The organism is uncultured Helicobacter sp. (genome assembly GCF_910577135.1).
GTDB lineage: Bacteria > Campylobacterota > Campylobacteria > Campylobacterales > Helicobacteraceae > Helicobacter_C > Helicobacter_C mastomyrinus.
In genome coordinates this window covers 19869-39235 of record NZ_CAJTLL010000016.1, presented here as the reverse complement: position 1 = coordinate 39235, position 19367 = coordinate 19869, and the positions used below count along the sequence as shown (strand labels likewise).

20 protein-coding genes are annotated in these 19367 nt (G+C 38.8%); 9 read left to right on the top strand and 11 right to left on the bottom strand.

Going from position 1 to position 19367, the window contains the following annotated elements; translation table 11 throughout:
* From QZ289_RS08495 to QZ289_RS08485, 3 genes are read left to right on the top strand one after another with little or no spacing between them, the layout of a single operon-like run.
* A complete protein-coding gene (locus QZ289_RS08495; protein ID WP_295701595.1) occupies window positions 1-1227 on the top strand; it encodes a TolC family protein in 1227 nt (408 codons plus the stop codon).
* On the top strand, window positions 1224-2186 hold the full coding sequence (locus QZ289_RS08490; protein ID WP_295701593.1) for an HlyD family efflux transporter periplasmic adaptor subunit: 963 nt from the start codon (window positions 1224-1226) through the stop codon (window positions 2184-2186). Before QZ289_RS08495 ends, QZ289_RS08490 begins: the two co-directional genes overlap by 4 nt.
* Window positions 2183-5287 (top strand): CusA/CzcA family heavy metal efflux RND transporter, encoded by a 3105-nt coding sequence (locus QZ289_RS08485; RefSeq protein ID WP_295701591.1) that lies wholly within the window; start codon window positions 2183-2185, stop codon window positions 5285-5287. The genes QZ289_RS08490 and QZ289_RS08485 overlap by 4 nt, the downstream gene beginning before the upstream one ends.
* A 19-nt stretch (window positions 5288-5306) precedes the next feature.
* On the opposite strand, the gene QZ289_RS08480 is transcribed toward QZ289_RS08485, so the two are convergent.
* From QZ289_RS08480 to ribA, 10 genes are all read right to left on the bottom strand, one after another.
* Window positions 5307-5498, bottom strand: a complete 192-nt coding sequence (locus QZ289_RS08480; RefSeq protein ID WP_295701589.1) for a DUF1104 domain-containing protein — start codon at window positions 5496-5498, stop codon at window positions 5307-5309.
* The gene (locus QZ289_RS08475) at window positions 5486-5692 is read right to left on the bottom strand and encodes a hypothetical protein (protein ID WP_295701588.1); all 207 of its coding nucleotides are present in this window, start codon (window positions 5690-5692) and stop codon (window positions 5486-5488) included. The genes QZ289_RS08480 and QZ289_RS08475 overlap by 13 nt, the downstream gene beginning before the upstream one ends.
* A 257-nt stretch (window positions 5693-5949) precedes the next feature.
* A complete protein-coding gene (locus tag QZ289_RS08470) occupies window positions 5950-7299 on the bottom strand; it encodes a DNA recombination protein RmuC (RefSeq protein ID WP_295701585.1) in 1350 nt (449 codons plus the stop codon).
* On the bottom strand, window positions 7289-7765 hold the full coding sequence (moaC, locus tag QZ289_RS08465; protein WP_295701583.1) for a cyclic pyranopterin monophosphate synthase MoaC: 477 nt from the start codon (window positions 7763-7765) through the stop codon (window positions 7289-7291). The genes QZ289_RS08470 and moaC overlap by 11 nt, the downstream gene beginning before the upstream one ends.
* 293 nt (window positions 7766-8058) lie before the next feature.
* Window positions 8059-8589 (bottom strand): molybdopterin adenylyltransferase, encoded by a 531-nt coding sequence (gene mog / locus QZ289_RS08460; protein WP_295701620.1) that lies wholly within the window; start codon window positions 8587-8589, stop codon window positions 8059-8061.
* Between the two features lie 8 nt (window positions 8590-8597).
* Window positions 8598-9143 carry a molybdopterin-guanine dinucleotide biosynthesis protein B gene (gene mobB, locus QZ289_RS08455; RefSeq protein ID WP_295701581.1) on the bottom strand — a complete coding sequence of 182 codons (546 nt, stop codon included), beginning with the start codon at window positions 9141-9143 and terminating at the stop codon, window positions 8598-8600.
* 9 nt (window positions 9144-9152) lie between these two features.
* A complete protein-coding gene (locus QZ289_RS08450) occupies window positions 9153-9599 on the bottom strand; it encodes a molybdenum cofactor biosynthesis protein MoaE (RefSeq protein WP_295701579.1) in 447 nt (148 codons plus the stop codon).
* A complete protein-coding gene (locus tag QZ289_RS08445; RefSeq protein ID WP_295701577.1) occupies window positions 9599-9823 on the bottom strand; it encodes a MoaD/ThiS family protein in 225 nt (74 codons plus the stop codon). The genes QZ289_RS08450 and QZ289_RS08445 overlap by 1 nt, the downstream gene beginning before the upstream one ends.
* A gap of 52 nt (window positions 9824-9875) precedes the next feature.
* Complete coding sequence (locus QZ289_RS08440) at window positions 9876-11117, bottom strand: molybdopterin molybdotransferase MoeA (protein ID WP_295701575.1); 1242 nt, start codon at window positions 11115-11117, stop codon at window positions 9876-9878.
* 20 nt (window positions 11118-11137) lie between these two features.
* Window positions 11138-11722, bottom strand: coding sequence for a GTP cyclohydrolase II (gene ribA / locus QZ289_RS08435; protein WP_295701573.1), 585 nt, complete (start codon window positions 11720-11722; stop codon window positions 11138-11140).
* Window positions 11723-11901: 179 nt separating this feature from the next.
* On the opposite strand from ribA, the gene QZ289_RS08430 reads away from it, so the two are divergent.
* The 5 genes from QZ289_RS08430 (at window position 11902) to msrB (ending at window position 16739) form a co-directional block, all read left to right on the top strand.
* Entirely contained in the window at window positions 11902-13335 is a 1434-nt protein-coding gene (locus QZ289_RS08430) for a catalase (protein WP_295701571.1), read from the top strand.
* Between the two features lie 706 nt (window positions 13336-14041).
* Window positions 14042-14527, top strand: coding sequence for an ankyrin repeat domain-containing protein (locus QZ289_RS08425; protein ID WP_295701568.1), 486 nt, complete (start codon window positions 14042-14044; stop codon window positions 14525-14527).
* Window positions 14528-14577: 50 nt separating this feature from the next.
* A complete protein-coding gene (locus QZ289_RS08420) occupies window positions 14578-15087 on the top strand; it encodes a DMT family transporter (protein ID WP_295701566.1) in 510 nt (169 codons plus the stop codon).
* The gene (locus QZ289_RS08415; RefSeq protein ID WP_295701564.1) at window positions 15048-15479 is read left to right on the top strand and encodes a DMT family transporter; all 432 of its coding nucleotides are present in this window, start codon (window positions 15048-15050) and stop codon (window positions 15477-15479) included. The genes QZ289_RS08420 and QZ289_RS08415 overlap by 40 nt, the downstream gene beginning before the upstream one ends.
* Window positions 15480-15563: 84 nt before the next feature.
* The gene (msrB, locus tag QZ289_RS08410) at window positions 15564-16739 is read left to right on the top strand and encodes a peptide-methionine (R)-S-oxide reductase MsrB (RefSeq protein WP_295701562.1); all 1176 of its coding nucleotides are present in this window, start codon (window positions 15564-15566) and stop codon (window positions 16737-16739) included.
* Between the two features lie 145 nt (window positions 16740-16884).
* On the opposite strand, the gene galE is transcribed toward msrB, so the two are convergent.
* Window positions 16885-17922 carry a UDP-glucose 4-epimerase GalE gene (gene galE, locus QZ289_RS08405; protein ID WP_295701560.1) on the bottom strand — a complete coding sequence of 346 codons (1038 nt, stop codon included), beginning with the start codon at window positions 17920-17922 and terminating at the stop codon, window positions 16885-16887.
* A gap of 556 nt (window positions 17923-18478) precedes the next feature.
* Between galE and QZ289_RS08400 the strand changes: the two genes are divergently transcribed.
* The gene (locus tag QZ289_RS08400; protein ID WP_295701558.1) at window positions 18479-19342 is read left to right on the top strand and encodes a substrate-binding domain-containing protein; all 864 of its coding nucleotides are present in this window, start codon (window positions 18479-18481) and stop codon (window positions 19340-19342) included.
* The last annotated feature ends 25 nt before the right edge of the window (window positions 19343-19367 follow it).

Genomic DNA, 19367 nt, shown 5'->3' with positions numbered 1-19367 from the left:
ATGCGTTATGCTCCTTTGATTCTTGCTCTCGCGTTCTTTATGCTAAGTGCCTTAAATGCAGGAGAGAGTCTCACGGAGGAGTTTAGCGCGCTCTTGCAAAATGAGCTTAGTAAGAATGAAAAGATAAAGCAGCTCGAATATGAAATACAGGCTTTAGAACATCAATCTAGAGCAGAATCTAAATGGGATAACCCTAGTCTTAGCTTTGGAATGAGTAATGCCCAAGTGCCTACGCCGCTTAACCTTAGCGCAAATGATATGCAAAATATTTTTGTGAGTGTGGGGCAGAATCTTGATATTAATGCTAAAAGGAATCTGCAAGGCACAATCACTCGTAAACAATCCAATATCAAGCTCCTTGAGCTTAAATCTTTGAAAAATCAATACATACTTTCTATGCTTATAGAATCTATTAACGTTAAGAAAAATCAGCAGATTCTTGTCTTTACCCAAGATGCGATTAAGAATCTTGATGTGCTTATGGCGAGTTTGCACAAATCAAGTAACTTTAACCCCTTGCAGCTTAATAAGCTTAATCTCCTAAAAGCAAAGCTACAAATCAAGCAAAATGATATACAAAACCAACTACAAACATCGCATATTGTTATAAGCGAAGTGAGTTTTGAACATACAACCAATCTCACGCCACCTACGCCTGATGAAAAGGCTTTAAAATCTGTCCAAAGGGCAGATTTTATAAAAGATATTTTGCAAAATAATTATGAGATTCAAATCGCCCTTTTGCGCGATAGTATCGCAAAAGATTCTCTTAATCTTGCCAAAAAGTCCTATATTGGAGATTTAACTATAAGTGGTAGTTATATGTATCGTGTCTCAAAGCCTGATATGTTTGCCCTCTCACTCTCTATCCCACTGCCTATTTATGGCAAAGAAAGGCAGCTTGTCAAGCAGGGTAGCTATGAAAATATGCTTTCCCAAAGCGGCATTGCAGAGATGCAAAATACTATCAAGCACACAGCCTTTAATCTCCAAGCTAAACTCACAAATTTGCAGGAAAATCTTAAACTTATTGAGGATACTTTGTTGCCCTCAAATCAAAAAATAAGTAATCTCTACAAGCACCACTCCACAAGCCAAAGTAGTGCATTTTTAGAGTTTTATAATGCAATGAATGATGAGATTGATACACATATCTTGCGTTTAGAGATGCTCGCTCAAATGTATATTGCATATTGGAATCTTAGAAGCCTTAAAGGGGAGATATGAAGCTTACATTTATATGTGCCATTGTGTTGGCAAGTGTGTTTGCAATGGCGGCTCAAAAGCCTCAAGCGGTATTTAGCATACCTACCATTAGCCCGAAAAAGCAAAATATCGCACAAATCAAACAATATTATGCCACTATTAGCGCTGATGAAAGCCGCAATATAAGCCTTAGTGTGCGGGTAGATGGCTTCATACAAAAGCTTTTTGTGGATAAGATTTATACACAAGTAGCAAAAGGAGAGCCGCTTTTTTCACTGTATTCAGCAGAGCTAATTGATGCACAAAGCGAGTTTCTAGCTACAAGAAACAGGCTTTCAAATGAAAAATTAGCACTTTTAGGCGTGGATTCTAAAGAGATTGATAAGATAGCAAAAACGCATAAGATTCTTAATGAAGTAACATTTTATGCACCTATTGATGGCGTAGTCTTTACAAAAAATGTGAATGTGGGAAGTGGCGTCAAAAAGGGCGATGAGGTGTTTAGAATCATCAACCTTGATAAAGTGTGGGCGATAGCGAGTATTAATCAAGAGGATTTAGCATTTTTAAAAGCAAGTAGCACGAAGGCATATATAATGGTTGAAGGCAATAGTGAAAAAATCCCTGCAGAGCTTGAAATGGTGTATCCGCAGGTGAGTGAGGGCTTTTTAAAAGCGCGTTTTGTGATAGATAATGCTAAGGGTGATATTTTCCCTGATATGTTTGCCTATGTGTTTATAGAATCTCCTGCTACCCAGAGGCTGACATTACCAAGTAATGCCGTGCTTTACAAGGATAGGAAGTATTTTGTGTTTGTGGAGGATGATGGGGCATTTTTACCCCAAGAAGTGGAGGCTAAACGCATTATGGGCACGAAGTTTTATGAGATTTTAAGTGGGGTACATGAAAGTCAAAAAGTCGCTCAAAATGCGCTGTTTATTTTGGATTCTGATGCGCAAAATAATGGAGATTATGAGTGATAAATCATATTATTGTATGGAGCGTGAGAAAAAAGCTCATCGTACTTTTAGCGGTTTTTTTACTCACTTTGCTTTCACTCTATTTTTTACAAAAGCTAAGGCTTGATGCGCTGCCGGATTTAACGCCACCTCAAGTCATCGTGCAAGTAGATTTCCCTAATCAAAGTGCGAAAATTATCGAGGAACAAGTAACTTATCCGCTTACAAGCTCCCTTATGGCAATTGCTAACGTGGAGAGTGTGCGGGGGATTTCAGGTTATGAGAATGCACTCATTTATGTGATTTTTAAGGATAAGACGGATTTGTATTGGGCGCGAAGTCGCGTTTTAGAGCAATTAGCCCAAGTGAGCAATCTTCCACCGAATGCGAAAATTGCCTTGGGGAGTGATTCTACAAGTGTGGGTTGGGCGTATCAATATGCCCTTATTAGCAAGACAAAGGATTTAGCAGAGTTAAGGAGTTTGCAGGATTTTTATTACAAATATGCACTACTAGGTATTGATGGAGTGAGTGAGGTCGCTACTATCGGGGGCTTTAGGCAAAATTATGAAATCACATTAGATAATGCAAAGCTTGTGCGCTATGATGTGGATTTAGCGGAAGTAACTGCTGCGGTGGCTAGGGCGAATAATGAGAGTGGGGGAGGTGTGATATTTGAGGCGGGATTTGAGAAGATTATCCGCGCAAATGGCTATATCAAGGGCATTGAGGATTTAGAAAATATTGTCATTAGAGTGATAGATTCTACACCATTGCGCGTGAGTGATGTCGCTTCTGTGCGACTTGTCCCCGCACCTCGTAGGGGGTCTGCGGATTTAAATGGGCAGGGGGAAGTAGTCGGCGGGATTGTGATGGTAAAATATGGCGGTAATACCTATGACACCTTGCAGAGAATCAAAGAGAAAATTGCACATCTCAATCAAAGTCATAATGAAGTACAGATTCAAAGCGTGTATGATAGGAGTGAGCTTATCCAAAAGGCGATTTTTCATCTCTTGGGGACATTGCTTGAGGAGAGTGTTATTGTTTTGCTTGTGAGTGCGGTATTTTTGCTGCATTTTAGAAGTGCGCTTATTATCATTGTTACTTTGCCGCTATGTGTGCTGTATAGCTTTTTACTGATGGCGATTTTTGGGATAGAATCTAGTATTATGAGTTTAGGGGGTATTGCTATTGCTATTGGGGCGATGGTCGATGCGGCGATAGTGATGATAGAAAATGCACATAAGAATCTCGCCCATAAGCCTGTATATACTGAATATGAGAGAAGGGAGACAATCCTTAAAAGCGCACAGCAGGTAGGTGCACCTGTATTTTTTGCTTTGATTATTATTGTCGTGTCTTTTCTACCTATTTTTGCTTTAAGCGGACAGGAGGAGCGACTTTTTACGCCCTTAGCCTTTACTAAAACCTTTGCTATGCTTATTGGGGCGTTACTCTCTATCACTATCGTGCCTATTTTAATGCTAATATGTATCAAGGGTAAGATTATCCCTGAAGATAAAAATGTGATCAATACCTTTTTTATCCGCATTTATGAGAAAGCACTCACTTTTGCATTAAAAATCAAATGGATATTTTTAGCTCTGTGTTTATTATTTTTAAGCCTTTTGTATGTGATATATAAACATCTCAATTGGGAATTTATGCCTCAAATCAATGAGGGTGTGGTGATGTATATGCCTGTGAGTAATGTATCGATGAATATACAAACAGGCTTAGCCTATCTCAAAAAGGTAGATTCTATACTTTATAGCTTTGATGAAGTGGAGCTTGTCTTTGGCAAGGTGGGGAGAGCAAATACAAGCACAGACCCAGCACCCCTGTCTATGCTAGAAGTGTATGTGCATTTAAAGCCACAATCACAATGGCAAGAGAAAATCTCTTATGCGCAGCTACGCGATAAGTTTGAGGATGCTTTGCAGATTGCGGGGCTTACGAACTCTTGGACTTATCCTATACGCGGACGCACAGATATGCTTTTAACCGGCATTCGCACACCTTTAGGGATTAAGCTTTATGGGAATGATAGAAAGATATTGCAAGATGTATCTTTACAGATAGAATCTCGCCTTAAAACCCTAGAACAAACACTCTCTGTCTTTGCAGAGAGGGCAAATAGCGGGTATTATGTGGATTTAAATATCAATGATGAGAAATTAGCTCGATATGGGCTATCAAAAGAAAAGATATTTAATGTCCTTAATTCCGCACTAGGGGGTATTGAAATTACAAGGCAGATTAATGGCGTGGAGAATTATCCTATTTCTGTGCGTTTGCAAGATGTGCAGAGAAATGGTATTGAATCTATCAAAGAAATTTTTGTCAAAACTAACTTTGGATTCCGTCCTTTAGGGAGTTTGGTAGATGTGGAGTATGTGAATGCACCTATGGAGCTAAAGAGTGAAAAGGGCTTGGGGGTGAATTTTATCTATATCACGCCTAAGTATAATGTAAGTGCAAAGATATACAAGGAGCTTGCTACGCAAGCTTTAAGCGATATTGAGTTGCCTAATGGGTACTATTATGAATTTAGCGGGGAGAGCGAGTATCTGCAAAAGGCGCTTGATACATTAAGCTACATCGTGCCTTTAAGTATATTTGCGATTTTTATTTTGATTTTTTTAGCCTTAAGACATTGGGGTTATACCTTGCTTTGCTTTTTGACATTGCCTTTTGCGATTTTAGGGGGATTTGTGATGATGGAGATACTAGGTTATAACCTTAGCATAGCCGGTATTGTGGGGTTATTGGCATTGCTTGGGATTGCGGCTGAAACAAGCATTGTGATGTTGCTCTATTTACAGCAAAGCTACAAAGATACGCAAAGCATTGCCCAATACATTACGATAGAAAGCTTGAAATCGTGCGTGATGAGAGGTGCGGCACAAAGAGTGCGCCCAAAACTAATGACGGCAATAAGCATTATCGCTTCTTTAATGCCTATTATGTATGCTCAAGGTGTGGGAAGCGAGATAATGAAAGCCATTGCAGCACCTATGCTAGGAGGAATGATAACAAGTGCACTTTTGACACTTTTTATTATACCGATATGCTTTTATTTGATGATATTGAAAAAGGAGGGACTCTCTTTGTCCTAGACAAAGAGAATGAAAGTTTTTAGTGCTTATGCTCACCAGCGTGCATAGGGCAGCCACTAGCTTCACCAAAGCCATAAGCTTTTTTGTCTGCATCGCTCATTTTTTCTACACGAGCTTTTACACCTTCTTTTAGGGCTTTTTCATAAGCGCGAAGCTCTTTAGCATTCCAACTATCAGTAGCTTTTTCAAAGGCTGCTTTTACTTTTTCCACATATATTTAGGCTTATTCTTTTCGCTCATTTTAGCCACTCTTTTGCGCACTTCCAATGCTAAATCAACAGCATCTTCTACCAACAAAATTTTAGTTACTTTCATAACTGCACCCTTTAGTGTGCCTTGAAGTTTCACCAAATCATCGTCTTTTTTCTTGCTAAGGTCGATACCATAGCCAAAAGAAAAAGCCAAAGCCGCTCCTTTATGATGAAATTGAGATGATATTGTTAAGCATTTTGGCTTAATTTTATATAAAAAATAAGAGTAATTCTATAAATTAAAGAGTGATGTATGCTTTTTGAAAAATGGAAAAATAATTTGAAACACAAATCAATAGATTTTATCAAGAGGAGGGCTATATCTTCAATTGTTGAAAATGATGTGTTGTTGGTGGGTATAAAATTATAATCCTTAAAGATAATTTTGATAAAACTAAAATTAAGTAGATTTTAATCTGCAGAGGGTAGAGATTCTATAGATTCCACCCCTGCGCCCTTTAGCAATTGCTGAATTTTTTCGCTTTTGTTTGCAATGCCCTGATTGCCCTCATACTTTTTCATCACATCTTCATACGTTTTAGAAAGTGTGCCAATATTCTGTCCTAGTTTCTCCAAAGTCCCCTCAAATCGTCTAATACTCTCAAAAAGCCTGTGAATCTCCTCAAAAATCTTATCAATATTTTTGTTGCGATATTCCATCTGCCATAGATTATTGATGATTTTCAAAACCGCCATAATTGTAGTAGGAGAGACAAGCACCACACCTTTTTGATACGCCTCATCATAGAGGTTTGCATTATGCTGCATGGCTTCTAAAAATGCCCCCTCAATAGGAATAAACATCAGCACAAAATCAAGCTTTTGCCCTTGAGTGTATTGCTGATAGCCTTTCAGGCTTAAGCCCTTAAAATGCGTCCTTATAGAATCTGCTAAATCTTTTTGGGCTAAGATTCTATCCTGCTCGCTTTGAGCATTGCATAGCCTTTCATACGCAATAAGCGAGGTTTTTGCATCGACTATCACGCACCGCTCCTCACCATTGCTTCTAGGAAGCTTGATAATAGCATCGGGACGGAGTTTATTATGCTCCTCATCGTGCATATTAGCTTGTAGTTCATATTCACGCCCCTCTTGCAATCCACTACTTTCAAACACCCTTTGCAAGATAATTTCCCCCCAATTTCCCTGCGTTTTATTCTCGCCCTTAAGGGCATTTGTGAGATTATGCGCATCAGTTGAAAGCTGCATATTGAGCTTGTGAAGCTGCTCTATTTGTGTGCTAAGGGTAGTATGCTGCTTAATAGTGCTCGTGTGGCTTTCATAAAGCTGTTTTGAGAATCTGCTGATTTCATCTTTTAGAGGTTGCAGGGAAAGGGTTTGATTTTCATTGAAAATTTGTGTATTTTTTTGCAAAATATCCGCCCCCAAAGCCTTAAAGGCATTTTTTAGCTCCTCTTTGTTTTTCTCCTCTCTTTTTTGCGCCTCCTCCTGTGTGAGCGTGTATTGCTCTTGTAAATGCTGCAAAAGCTGCTGTGCGTGTGTCTTTTCCTGTGCTATTCGCTCCTCAAAATGCCTTTGCATATCTTCTAATCGCTGCGTAGAACTAGATTCTATCATTTGCATATTGCTTTGTGCCTGTGTGAGCGAGGTAGAGAGGCTTTGAATCTGTGTTTTGTATTGCTCTATCTCATATTGATATGTGGATTTTAGGGCTTTTAATGTGCTTTTCTGCCATATCCACATACCCAAAGCCCCACATATTAGCCCTATACAACCGATAGAAATCATTTCAGCTATCATAATGAAACTCCCCGCTTTTCCCACCACTCTTAGAATCCAAGTGAATGTGATGAATCTCCATACGCTTATCAATGGCTTTCAGCATATCATAAATGGTAAGTAGCCCGATACCCACGCCTGTGAGCGCCTCCATCTCCACGCCGGTTTTACCCTCACACTTTACCAACACGCCAAGCTTAATGCTATGGGTCTTTTCATCGGGCGTAATATCGACATTGATTTTATTGATGATAAGCGGGTGGCACATAGGAATGAGTTCGCTTGTTTTTTTACTCCCCATAATCGCGGCAATAATCGCAGTTTGCGTGATTGAACCTTTTTTACCCGTGTGAGTGATAGCTGCTTTGAAAGCTGCCGCGCTCATAGTGATAATGCCACTCGCATAAGCCTCACGTGTGGTAATGTGCTTATCGCTCACATCGACCATTGTGGGATTGTGATGTTCATTAAGATGAGTAATCTGCATAATGCTCCTTTATGTTATGTTTCTATGTTATTGGGGTTTCACGCCGCATAAGGCTCTTGCTTCGCACGATATAAAATCCAGCTTCGCACTTGAGGGATGCACTTATAACCACACTTCGTTTGGTTCTCAAGTGAGTTTCTAAGGTATAGAATCTCTATTCCTAGCCTCTTAGTAGCGCGAAGGGGATAAGGGTTAAAATCTTCTTTGTGAAAAATAGAATACAAAATTCTTTATAATAATGCAAATACTCCTACTTAATTTTACGAGATTCGCCTTACTACCTTAAGTATGCTTTAGGATTTAGGGCGATAGGCTTGAATGTATTGTGTATTGGGGTAAATATAATTTCCTTCGATTAAATCAATACAATAAGGCACAGCGGGGAATACCGCTGCTAGACATTCTTCAATGCTTTTGGGCTTACCCGGGAGATTGATAATCAAAGATTTGCCTCTAATACCCGCACTCTGCCGCGATAAAATCGCCGTAGGCACATATTTTAGACTCACACTTCGCATAAGCTCCCCAAAGCCGGGTAACATCTTTTGACATACATTTTGTGTCGCTTCGGGCGTTACGTCTCTCTTTGCTGGGCCTGTGCCACCAGTGGTAACAATTAAATCACAGCCTTGCTTATCGCTTAAATCTTTGAGGCAAGATTCTATCTCTTGCTGCTCATCACTCACAATATGATAGTGGTATTGGCAAGGATTAAGGATATAGCGCTCAAGCACTTCCTGTATTGCCTTGCCCGATATATCTTCATATATGCCTTGTGCAGCTCTATCACTAGAGACAAGCACGCCAATATGGATTGTCTGCATATCTTGCATTATATCTCCTTTGTAGTGGGGTGGGTATGGGAAAATTGATGAATAAAATCTGCAATGTTTGCAATATCATTGAGTGGCAAGATAGGCAAATGCGTGGGCAGAATCTGTGTATTTGCCACACTTTCATCAATGGCAAAGGCATTTGCATAGGGGATATAAGCAGATTCTATATATTCTCTTGCCACCACGATACGCGGGAATGGTAGTGTTTTAAGCCCTTCGATAAATACATAATCATACGTTTGAAACATATTTAGGGTTTCATAAAAGGCTTGGGTTTGGGTAGATTCTGTATGTGGGGAGGCGTGCCTTAGCTGCAGGGTAGTGCGTGTAGGGGAGATAAGGGCGACTGCGTGGGAGCGTTGAAAAAACTCATAAGAATCTTTGCCCTTTGTATCAAACATTGCCTTATCCTTTGGGTCGTGTTTGATAACTGCTATTTTGCAATGCTGCAAATACTCGCATAATTTGCAGATAAGCGTAGTCTTGCCGCTATTGCTTTTCCCGCTAAAGGCAAAGACAATGGGCTTTTTAGAATCTTGCATAAGATGTCCTCAACGTTTGGCTAGAATGCCGCTACCTGCTAAAGGTTTGCTACGTTTTTGCGCATAGATTCTCTGCTGATTGATAATATCATATTTCCAAATGGGCGCATTTGCCTTAAAATCCTCAATAAAAGGCATATATACTTCAAAAGCTTCTTTGCGGTGAGAGGAGATAATCCCGCACATATAGGAGCTTTGGGAGTATTGGACATCGCCGATGCTATGCGCCATACAGATATAGGCATTATGCTCTTTTTGCGCTTTCTGCTGCCACTTATCAAACCATTTTTGCAAAAGCGGCTTGTAAATATCAAAGCTTAGGGCGTTGATTTGGGATTCTTTACGCACGATACCGGTAAAAACGCTTAGCGCCCCAGCATTAGAATCTTGAGCTAATCGCTCCCATTGTGTGTAAATCTCCGCGGCGGGTAATGCCCCTTGATATAGCTCAAGCATTAGCCACCGCATACAGGAGGGAGTAGCACGACCTTATCGCCTGATTTTAGGGGATAGCTAATGTCCTCTATGATTTCATCATTGACAGCTACTGCACTGATTTCAAGCCAAGAATGCAAAGTTTCATCTTGGGATAAAATCTCTCTTAGCTCCTTAAGACTTTGGACTTCTAGCTCACGTGAGGGGATATTACTCATAGGACCTAAAAATTCAACTTTCACCATAAACATTCCTTGCTGCGTGATTATTGATATGTAAAGCATACCAAAGCTGAAGTTAAAAGTGATTTAAAAACATCACTTTGACTTCCTCTCCTGCTGCCAAATCACTGCCATTCTCCTCTAAAATCGCTAGGGCGGTATTATGCGTAAGATTGTTAATCATTGAGCTTTGGAGGGATTTTTTCGCACTAAAGCTTACATTAAACGTGCCCTGCTCATCATTATAAATCTCACAAGCACGGAATTCCATACGCGTATCCACTCTTTTGATATTTTCAAGCAAACGCGCCTTAAAGAAAGTGGGCTTGTGGATTCTACCCTGTAATCGCGCGAGAATAATAGAGCCAAAGAGGAGGAAGGTTACCGCGCAAGAATTAGGGAATCCGGGTAGCCCTAAGATAAATGTATCACCACAAGATGCACACGCCACAGGCTTACCCGGCTTCAATCGCACACCTTTGAAATGAATCTGCCCCATTTCTTTAATCACATCTTGTGTGAAGTCATAATCTCCCATACTCATACCGCCAGTGCTGATAATCATATCACACTCACGCAAAGCGCGTTCATATGCGGCTTTAATCATCGCTTTATCATCTTTAAGCAAGGGATACACCATAGGCTCTTGCCCCATTTGCAATAAAATAGATTCTAAAAGATGGGGATTGACGCTTCTAACGACATTTTCATACTTTTTTTCCTCGCCTACCTCGATGATTTCATCGCCCACACAGAGAATCCCCACGCGCGCCTTTTGATAGACTTGGAGGAAGTTTTGATTGAGTTCAGCGAGTAAGCCTATTTCAAAAGCGCCGATTTTATCACCTTTTTTGAGTAGCACCTCACCTTTTTTGTAGTTATCGCCCGCTTGACGAATCCACTGATGTGGCTTGATATTATCTGCTGATGTGTTTAAAAAGATTCTGTTATCTTTTAATGTGATATGCTCGACAATGATAAGCGTATCTGCATTTATGGGCAGCAAAGAGCCTGTCAAAGTTTTTATCGTATATCCTCTTTGTAAGGTGGGGCGGTTAGGATTCCCTGCTTTGTTGGGCGGCAAAATTTCTAAGCCATTTGTAAGCAATGTAGGCATATCTTCAAAATTTATCGCATAGCCGTCCATTGCTGATGTTGGGTAAGATGGAACGTCACACGGAGCGGTTATATCTTCTGCGCAGATTCTATGAAGTGCGTTTTTAAAATGCACTTGCTGGGTGCCAAGAGGCTTGATAGGCAGGGTATTTAGGATTTTTACAGCCTCATCATAGCTAATAAGGGTAGGATAGTCTGCCATATTGCCTCCTTATATTGAGTTTAAAGCAAATGTCCTAGTTTTTGCTTTTTTACTGCTAAATAGCCTTGATTATGTGGATTAGTAGGAGTGATAATACTATGGCGCACAACTTTTGCATAAGGTTTTATGGCGTTGATTTTTCGCGGATTGTTTGTTAAAAGATTAATTTGTGTGAGATGAAAATGCTTCAAAATCTCCCCCACGATTTCATAAGTCCTTAAATCACTTTCAAAGCCTAATTCGTGGTTTGCCTCCACCGTATCATAGCCTTTGTCCTGTAAGGCATACGCATTGATTTTATTAAATAGCCCTATGCCACGCCCTTCCTGACGTAAATAGATAAGCATTCCACCCTCATCATTACGTGCAATTTGTTCCATTGCAAGGGCGAGTTCATTCCCGCAATCGCATTTTTTTGAACCAAAAACATCGCCAGTTAGGCATTCAGAGTGAATTCTCACAAGAGGAATCTCTCCTAAATGCGATGTGAAAACCACAAGATGTTCTTTTGAAGATTCTTTAGTGATATATTCACGAAAGCTGATAGCAAGAAAATCTCCAAAACGCGTAGGGAGCTTTGCTTGCTGTGATACCTCATATTCCATATTTATCCTTTAATATATAGCAGTGCAAAATGTCTTATTTTTGAGAAAGCGCATTGTAGAATAATTTATTAAATCCGCATATAATTTTTTATGGCTTATCAATTTATAAAGGATAATTATTATCTATTAATTATTTTTAGCTAAATTAAATAAAGTCAAATTAATACAAAGGAGAAAAAATGGCAAAGAAATTGACAACAGCGACAGGAACACCCATTGGCGATAATCAAAACTCAATGACAGCAGGAGCCCGCGGAAGTGTGCTTTTGCAAGATACTTGGCTTTTAGAGAAGCTCGCACATTTTGATAGGGAGAGAATCCCCGAGCGAGTAGTGCATGCAAACGGCAGTGCGGCGTATGGTGAGCTAACTATCACTAATGATATTACCAAATATTCTAAGGCGGATATTTTTAGTCAAGTGGGCAAAAAAACAAAGGCATTTTTAAGATTTTCAACCGTCGCAGGTGAGAGAGGTGCAGCAGATGCGGAGCGTGATGTGCGAGGATTTGCGTTGAAATTTTACACAAATGAGGGTAATTGGGACATTGTAGGTAATAACACGCCTGTGTTCTTCATCAAAGATGCTTTGAAATTCCCTGATTTTATCCATACGCAAAAGCGCGACCCAAAGACGAATCTAAGAAGTGCGACAGCAGCGTGGGACTTTTGGAGCTTACACCCTGAATCTTTACATCAAGTAACGATTTTGATGAGCGATAGAGGCATTCCCCGCAGTTATCGTGAAATGCACGGCTTTGGCAGCCATACATATAGCTTTATCAATGCAAGAAATGAACGATTTTGGGTGAAATTTCACTTCAAATCTATGCAGGGTATCCACAATCTCACCAATAAAGAAGCCGCAGAGATTATCGCAAATGATAGAGAATCCCATCAACGCGATTTGTTTGAAAATATCGAAAAAGGTAACTTTCCTAAATGGCGATTTTGTGTGCAGATAATGCCTGAAAAAGACGCAGCGAATTATCGCTTTAATCCATTTGATTTAACAAAAGTATGGAGTCATAAAGATTATCCATTGATTGAAGTGGGGATTTTAGAGCTTAATAAGAATCCTGAAAATTATTTTGCTGAAGTAGAGCAGGCAGCTTTCAATCCTGCTAATATCGTGCCGGGCATTGGGTATAGCCCCGATAAAATGCTACAAGGGCGATTGTTTGCCTATGGCGATACGCAGCGATATAGATTAGGTATTAATCATACGCAATTGCCTGTGAATGCGGCAATTTCTCCTGTATCCAATACACAGCGAGATGGCTATATGCAGATGGGTAAATTTGGTGGGGAACGTAACTACAATCCAAGTAAATTTGATGATTATAGCGAAGATAGCAATGCTATTGAGCCGCCATTACATACACAAGGAGGCGATGTAGCGATGCGATATAATCACAGAGATACAGAAGATGATTATTATGTCCAAGCCGGAGATTTGTATCGCTTAATGAATGATGCACAAAAAGAGGCGTTGTGTCAAAATATCAAAGAGGCAATGGAAGGTGTGCCAGCGGATATTAAAAAGCGTCAAATTGAGCATTTTAAAAAGGCTGATCCTGCTTATGGCAAACGTGTAGAGGAGCTAGTGCTGTAAGGATTTATATTAAAGTATTTGCGCTCGTAGGGAAGTGGATTCCCAATACTCCACGTATGATGGGATAACGTCGGCTTCTCTGTCTTTAATCCCTCTCTTGCAGGGTATTGTAAATATTTCATAAACCCGCAGTAAATGTGGATTCAGGAAATAGGCTATTTCACTTTTACATATAAAAATATCACACAGATATTTTTATATTTCCTGTGCCGTAAGATTTTTAAACCTTAGAAACTCACTCTGCAAGTGTGAAGTGAGAAAGGTAGTCTAGCAAACACTTCGTGCGTATGACAATCAAAGCAAGTATATTTACTAAGTGTGTGCTTTTCTAAAAAACTTTGTTTTACAGGAAATTTCTTTTGTCCTCGTAGTTTTGCTGTTACTAGATTTGCCTTAGGAGGGCTGCAGATGCAAAGTAAGATCTTTTCTAAAGAAGCATTGCTTTGCAAGTGTAGATAAACATTTTGAAACTCTGCAAGGGCAAAATAAGGCTTTAGCTCTATTCTTTAATTTTGCAATGATAAATGATGTGATTCTGCACCCTGTGTATACGTGGATATGCTGGATTTATGTCTTAAGTATTATAGATAAGATTTTTAATCAATTTATAAAATATATTTGGAATGCCTTATAAAATAGCATAAAGTAAAATATCAAAAATGCATACAAAAGATAGATTCTAAGCAGCAATGAGAAAAGGAGCAATATGACACTTACACCACAAGAAGAGCAAAAACTCGAGGAATTTTGCGCTAAGGCATTTGACTTCGCACGAGAAAATGATAAAGAATCTTTAGAAATAATGCTAAATGCGGGATTAAATATTAATCTAGCTAATCACAAAGGCAATACGTTGCTAATGTTAGCCGCATATCATAATAATATAGAAGTGGTAAAAATGCTGCTAGAGCGAGGTGCGAAGGTCGATAAGAAGAATGATAAAAATCAAACACCCCTTGCTGGTGTGTGCTTCAAAGGCTATACAGATATGGCAAAATTACTACTTGAATATGGTGCGAACCCTGATATTGATAATGGAATGGGGCTTACACCGATGAATTGCGCCTGTATGTTTAGACACAAAGACATTATCCCTCTACTTCTAAAAAAGTCTAAAAAGAAACTCACATTAATGCAAAAAATCAGTATGTTTTTGATGTGTGTGAAGGACATAAGAAGAGATACTTTCTAAGTTTCTTAAAATCTTGTAATGTTATAAGGATATCAAAATATGAGCTTCTTATGCTTTTAAATTCATCATTCAAAGGGCATTTTCTTGCGATTTTTACGATTGGAGTGTGGGGCATTACCTTTAGCTCGACAAAGATATTATTAGCAGATTTCGCTCCTAGCGAGATTTTATTTATCCGCTTTTTGATTGCTTTTGTGTTTTTAAGTGCGCTATGTAGGCATAGTATCGGCTTTTGTGGGCTAAAATATGAAGTGATTTTTATATTTGCTGGGCTTTTTGGTGGGTGTTTGTATTTTCTAGCTGAAAATATTGCTCTGCAATACACAAGTGTGTCTAATGCCTCGTTACTTGTAGCAATCAATCCTTTTTTTACGGGACTATTATTTGCAATTTTTTATCATAAAAAAATGAGCAGATTTTTTATTTTTGGCTTTATTTTTGCGTGTGTTGGGATTATTTTAGTCATTTTTCAGGGAAATTTTCATATAGAAATCTACCCTGTGGGAGATTTTTGTGTATTTTGGCTGGGCTTACATGGTCGATTTATACATTGTTTTTAGAGATGATTTTTAAACATTTTAAGGCTTATTCTCATATTGTAATTCTAAAGAAAATCTTTTTTTATGGGCTGATTTGGACTTTACCCGTTATGTGTTATGAAAATGGCATTATAAATGGTGATTTTGAAGCCATTTTGCATTTCTCGCGCTATATGGATATAACAAATGCACTCAACCTATTGTTTTTGGGTGTTGTGGCTTCTGGGTTATGCTATTTGACTTGGAATATGAGTCTTAAATTTTTAGGTTCTCTTAAAGCGAGTGTATATATCTATGCTGTGCCTGTAGTGGGTGTGAGTGCTGCTTGTATTCTTTTAGGAGAAAGTATCAGTTTGTATATTATTATCGGTGGGATATTAACGCTTTTTGGGATATTTTTAAGTCAAAAATGATTTTTAGATTTTAAGCAAAGTGGGCTAACCTCTTTATTTAAGAAAACAAAATACACTTATAAAAAGTTAAAGCAAGGATAAATAATGAAAAAACTGCTGGTTTTTCTAGGATTTTTTGCGCTCATTGCGGTTGTTGCGTATGCTGTGGTCGGCAATAAAAGCAAAGTGAACAATAAAGGCGAAATGCCTGATAATACTGATATATTGGAGAAAGTGATGGACGGACATAAGGAAATTTATCTTGCAGGTGGCTGCTTTTGGGGTGTGGAGAAATATTTTGATTCTATCAAGGGCGTGGTGGCAACTGATGTGGGCTATGCTAATGGCAGGATAGCGAATCCAAGCTATGAAGATGTGGTGTATAAAAATACCAATCACGCGGAAGCAGTGCATATCGTGTATGACCCTACGGTAGTAAGCCTCTCTTTTTTGCTTGATATGTATTATAAGGTGATTGATCCTACTTCTGTGAATAAGCAGGGTAATGATAAAGGCACACAATACCGCACAGGCATTTATTTTGTGGATTCTGATGATGAGGCAATCGCAAAAAAATCACTTGAAAATTTGGCACAAAAATATCAAGGGCAGAAAATCGCCATCGAATTGCTACCACTTAAAAACTACTACAAGGCTGAAGAATATCACCAAAAATACCTCGATAAGAATCCAAATGGCTATTGTCATATAGGCGAAGATAAGTTTGAATACGCAAAAAATGCTAGAGATACGAGTTTGACAGGATTTGCACAAAATTCGCAAAGCACACCTTTGTCCTCAAAGTCATCAATATGGCAGCAAAGCCTTGAAGCACAAAAGACATATACTGCCCCAAGCGATGCAGTTTTGAAACAGAATCTTAGTGAATTGCAATATTGTGTAACGCAACAAAATGCCACAGAACCTGCCTTTAGAAACGAATATTGGAATAATCACAAAAAGGGCATTTATGTCGATATAACCACAGGTGAGCCGCTCTTTTCTTCAAAAGATAAGTTTGATTCTGGCTCGGGTTGGCCTAGCTTTACTAAGCCCATTTCAGGCACGAACTTGAAAGAATTAGCTGATAATAGCTATGGTATGAGTCGCATAGAAGTGCGAAGTGAGGGAGGAAATGCACATTTAGGACATCTCTTTGATGATGGTCCAAGAGAAGCTGGAGGGTTGCGCTATTGCATTAATAGCGCATCTTTGAAGTTTATCCCAAAAGAAGATATGGAAAAGCAGGGCTACGGGCATTTGCTGCATTTGCTGCATTAAATACTTTAATTGGCTACCTCACAAGTGTATGCAGAAATAGAATGAACCGTGATAAATGACACACCATAACTATAATAGAATCTGGATATTGTATTCCACTTAGTGGCTAAGAAGATATAATTCTTCATCAAATGATTTTAAGCACCTATCTTAGACTTTTCTCCCATTCATACGCACTTTTGACAATCAACCTTAAATTATTAAATTGTGGTTTCCATTGTGTGAGGGAGAGAATCTTGTCATTTTTCGCACTTAGAGCGATAGCGTCGCCCTCTCTACGAGCAGATTCTATAACTTTGAAATCAACGCTACTTACTTCTTTGACAATATCAATCACTTCTCTTACGCTATATCCTTGAGAATAGCCTACATTAAATATATTTGATTGTTTGGTGCGTTGCAGATAGTGCAATGCCTCAAGGTGTGCGGTGGCTAAATCATCAATGTGGATATAATCCCGCACACAAGTGCCATCTTTAGTAGGATAATCCACGCCAAAAATGCCCATACTCTCCCTTTTGCCACAGGCACATTCACAGGCGACCTTGATAAGATGTGTAGCATTTTTACTTCTTTGTCCCAAACCTTGATGATTTTTAAGCCCTTCAGGGGTGTTATCCATACTCGCTCCAGCGACATTAAAATAGCGCAGAGCAACATATTCAAAGTGTTTATAAGCTAATGCACTATCTTGTAGCACTCGCTCGCTCATCATTTTTGACGCCCCATAGGGATTAATAGGCAAAAGCGGGGCATTCTCATCAATAGGTATAAGCTCTAGGGGAGGCTCACCATACACAGCGGCTGTGGAGCTGAAAATAAACTTTGATATGCCATATTCTACGCATAGGGCGATAAGGTTTGTTGTGTTTAGGGTATTATTTGTGTAGTATTCAATGGGTTTGAATACAGATTCTCCCACGATGAGTGAGGCTGCGAAATGTATCACGGCTTCAAATGTGTAAGTTTCAAACAAAGAGCACATTTGCTTTGTGTCATTAATATTGCTTTTAATAAAGGTAATTCTCTGTGGGAAGCACGATTGTAGGTAGTTGATATTCTCTTTGAATCCTGTGCTTAAATCATCGATAATCACTAAATGATAATCTGTATTTTTTAAAAAGCAATAAGCTGTATGTGAGCCGATATAGCCACTCGCACCGGTAAATAAAAGATATGCCATATTTGTCCTTTTTATTAGAATCTACACCCTTAAATAAACTAAAAACTCAACTTCAATAGCTTAAGCAAGTTTTAATTTATCACTTTTAGCGCTTGTGATGAGTAATCCCGCAGAACTAAGGCTAGGGATAATGATTTATACAAGCAAGATTTTGCAAATATGGATAAACACCGCGTGTATATATGGAAACTTTGTGCGAAACCTGTGCTAATAAGACCTTATATAGGGATATATCACAATATTATAAGGAATGTATGATAGAGAATCCTTAAGAGAAAGATTCTATAAAAGTTTGATTAAGAAAAGAAGAGATAGTTGCAAGAATTAAAGAGAATATGGTAGGTATTGGTTTAGTTTTGATGTTTTGTAGCAGATTTATTTCTAGCATTAGCCCCCCCCCCATTTGTTTGTTGCTTCTTGTAATTGACACGAGATTTTAAACCCTAGAAAATTATCACTTTACATATTCTTTACTTTCTACTTTATAGAACTTTACATCGTTTTTTTACACTTCAATCTGTCAAATATGACACTACTCTATTTAAGGAGATTTATTGTGAAAAATTTAATATGGCATAGCCGATTTTGGTCTTTATGTTTTGTGCTTTTAAGTGTTTTTGGTGTTTCGCTTGGGTTTGCAAAAGCTCAAGATATTCATATTATTTCAAGAGAGGATGGCTCTGGCACAAGAAGCGCATTTGTTGAACTTTTTGGAATCTACCAAACTATCAAAGATAAAAAGATTGACAATATATCTAAAAAAGCGGAGATTACTAACTCTACTGCCGTTATGCTTGTGAGTGTGACGACTGATGAGGACGCCATAGGCTATGTGTCATTAGGCTCTCTTAATTCATCTGTTAAGGCATTAAAAATTAATGATGTAGAGCCAAGCATAGAGCAGGTGAAAAACAAGCAATACATTCTTTCGCGCCCTTTTAATGTCGTTACAAATAAATACAATCCTCTAGCGCAAGATTTTTTGCAGTTTGCGCTTTCTCAAGAGGCTCAAGATATTGTTGTCAAAGCAGGATATATCCCTATGGGAGAGAAAAGCTTTACCCCCGCAAATCCTAGCGGCAAGCTTGTTATTGCAGGTTCAAGCTCTATAACGCCCCTTATGGAAAAGCTCAAAGGAGTCTATTTAGCGCAAAATAAAAATGCAAAAATTGAGATTCAGCAATCTGATTCATCAACAGGTATTAGCGCTACACTGCAAGGTATCGCGGATATTGGTATGGTAAGCCGTGAGCTTAAAGAGAGTGAAAGGGCTAAAAATTTGACAACGCAAGTTCTTGCCCTTGATGGTTTGGCTGTGATTGTGAATCCAAAAAATCCTATCCAATCCCTAAGAAAAGAGCAAATCAAGGCTATTTTTGAGGGTAATACAGCACAATGGAATGAAGTCATTAACCAATAAAAGAATGACACTGCATTTCATCGCT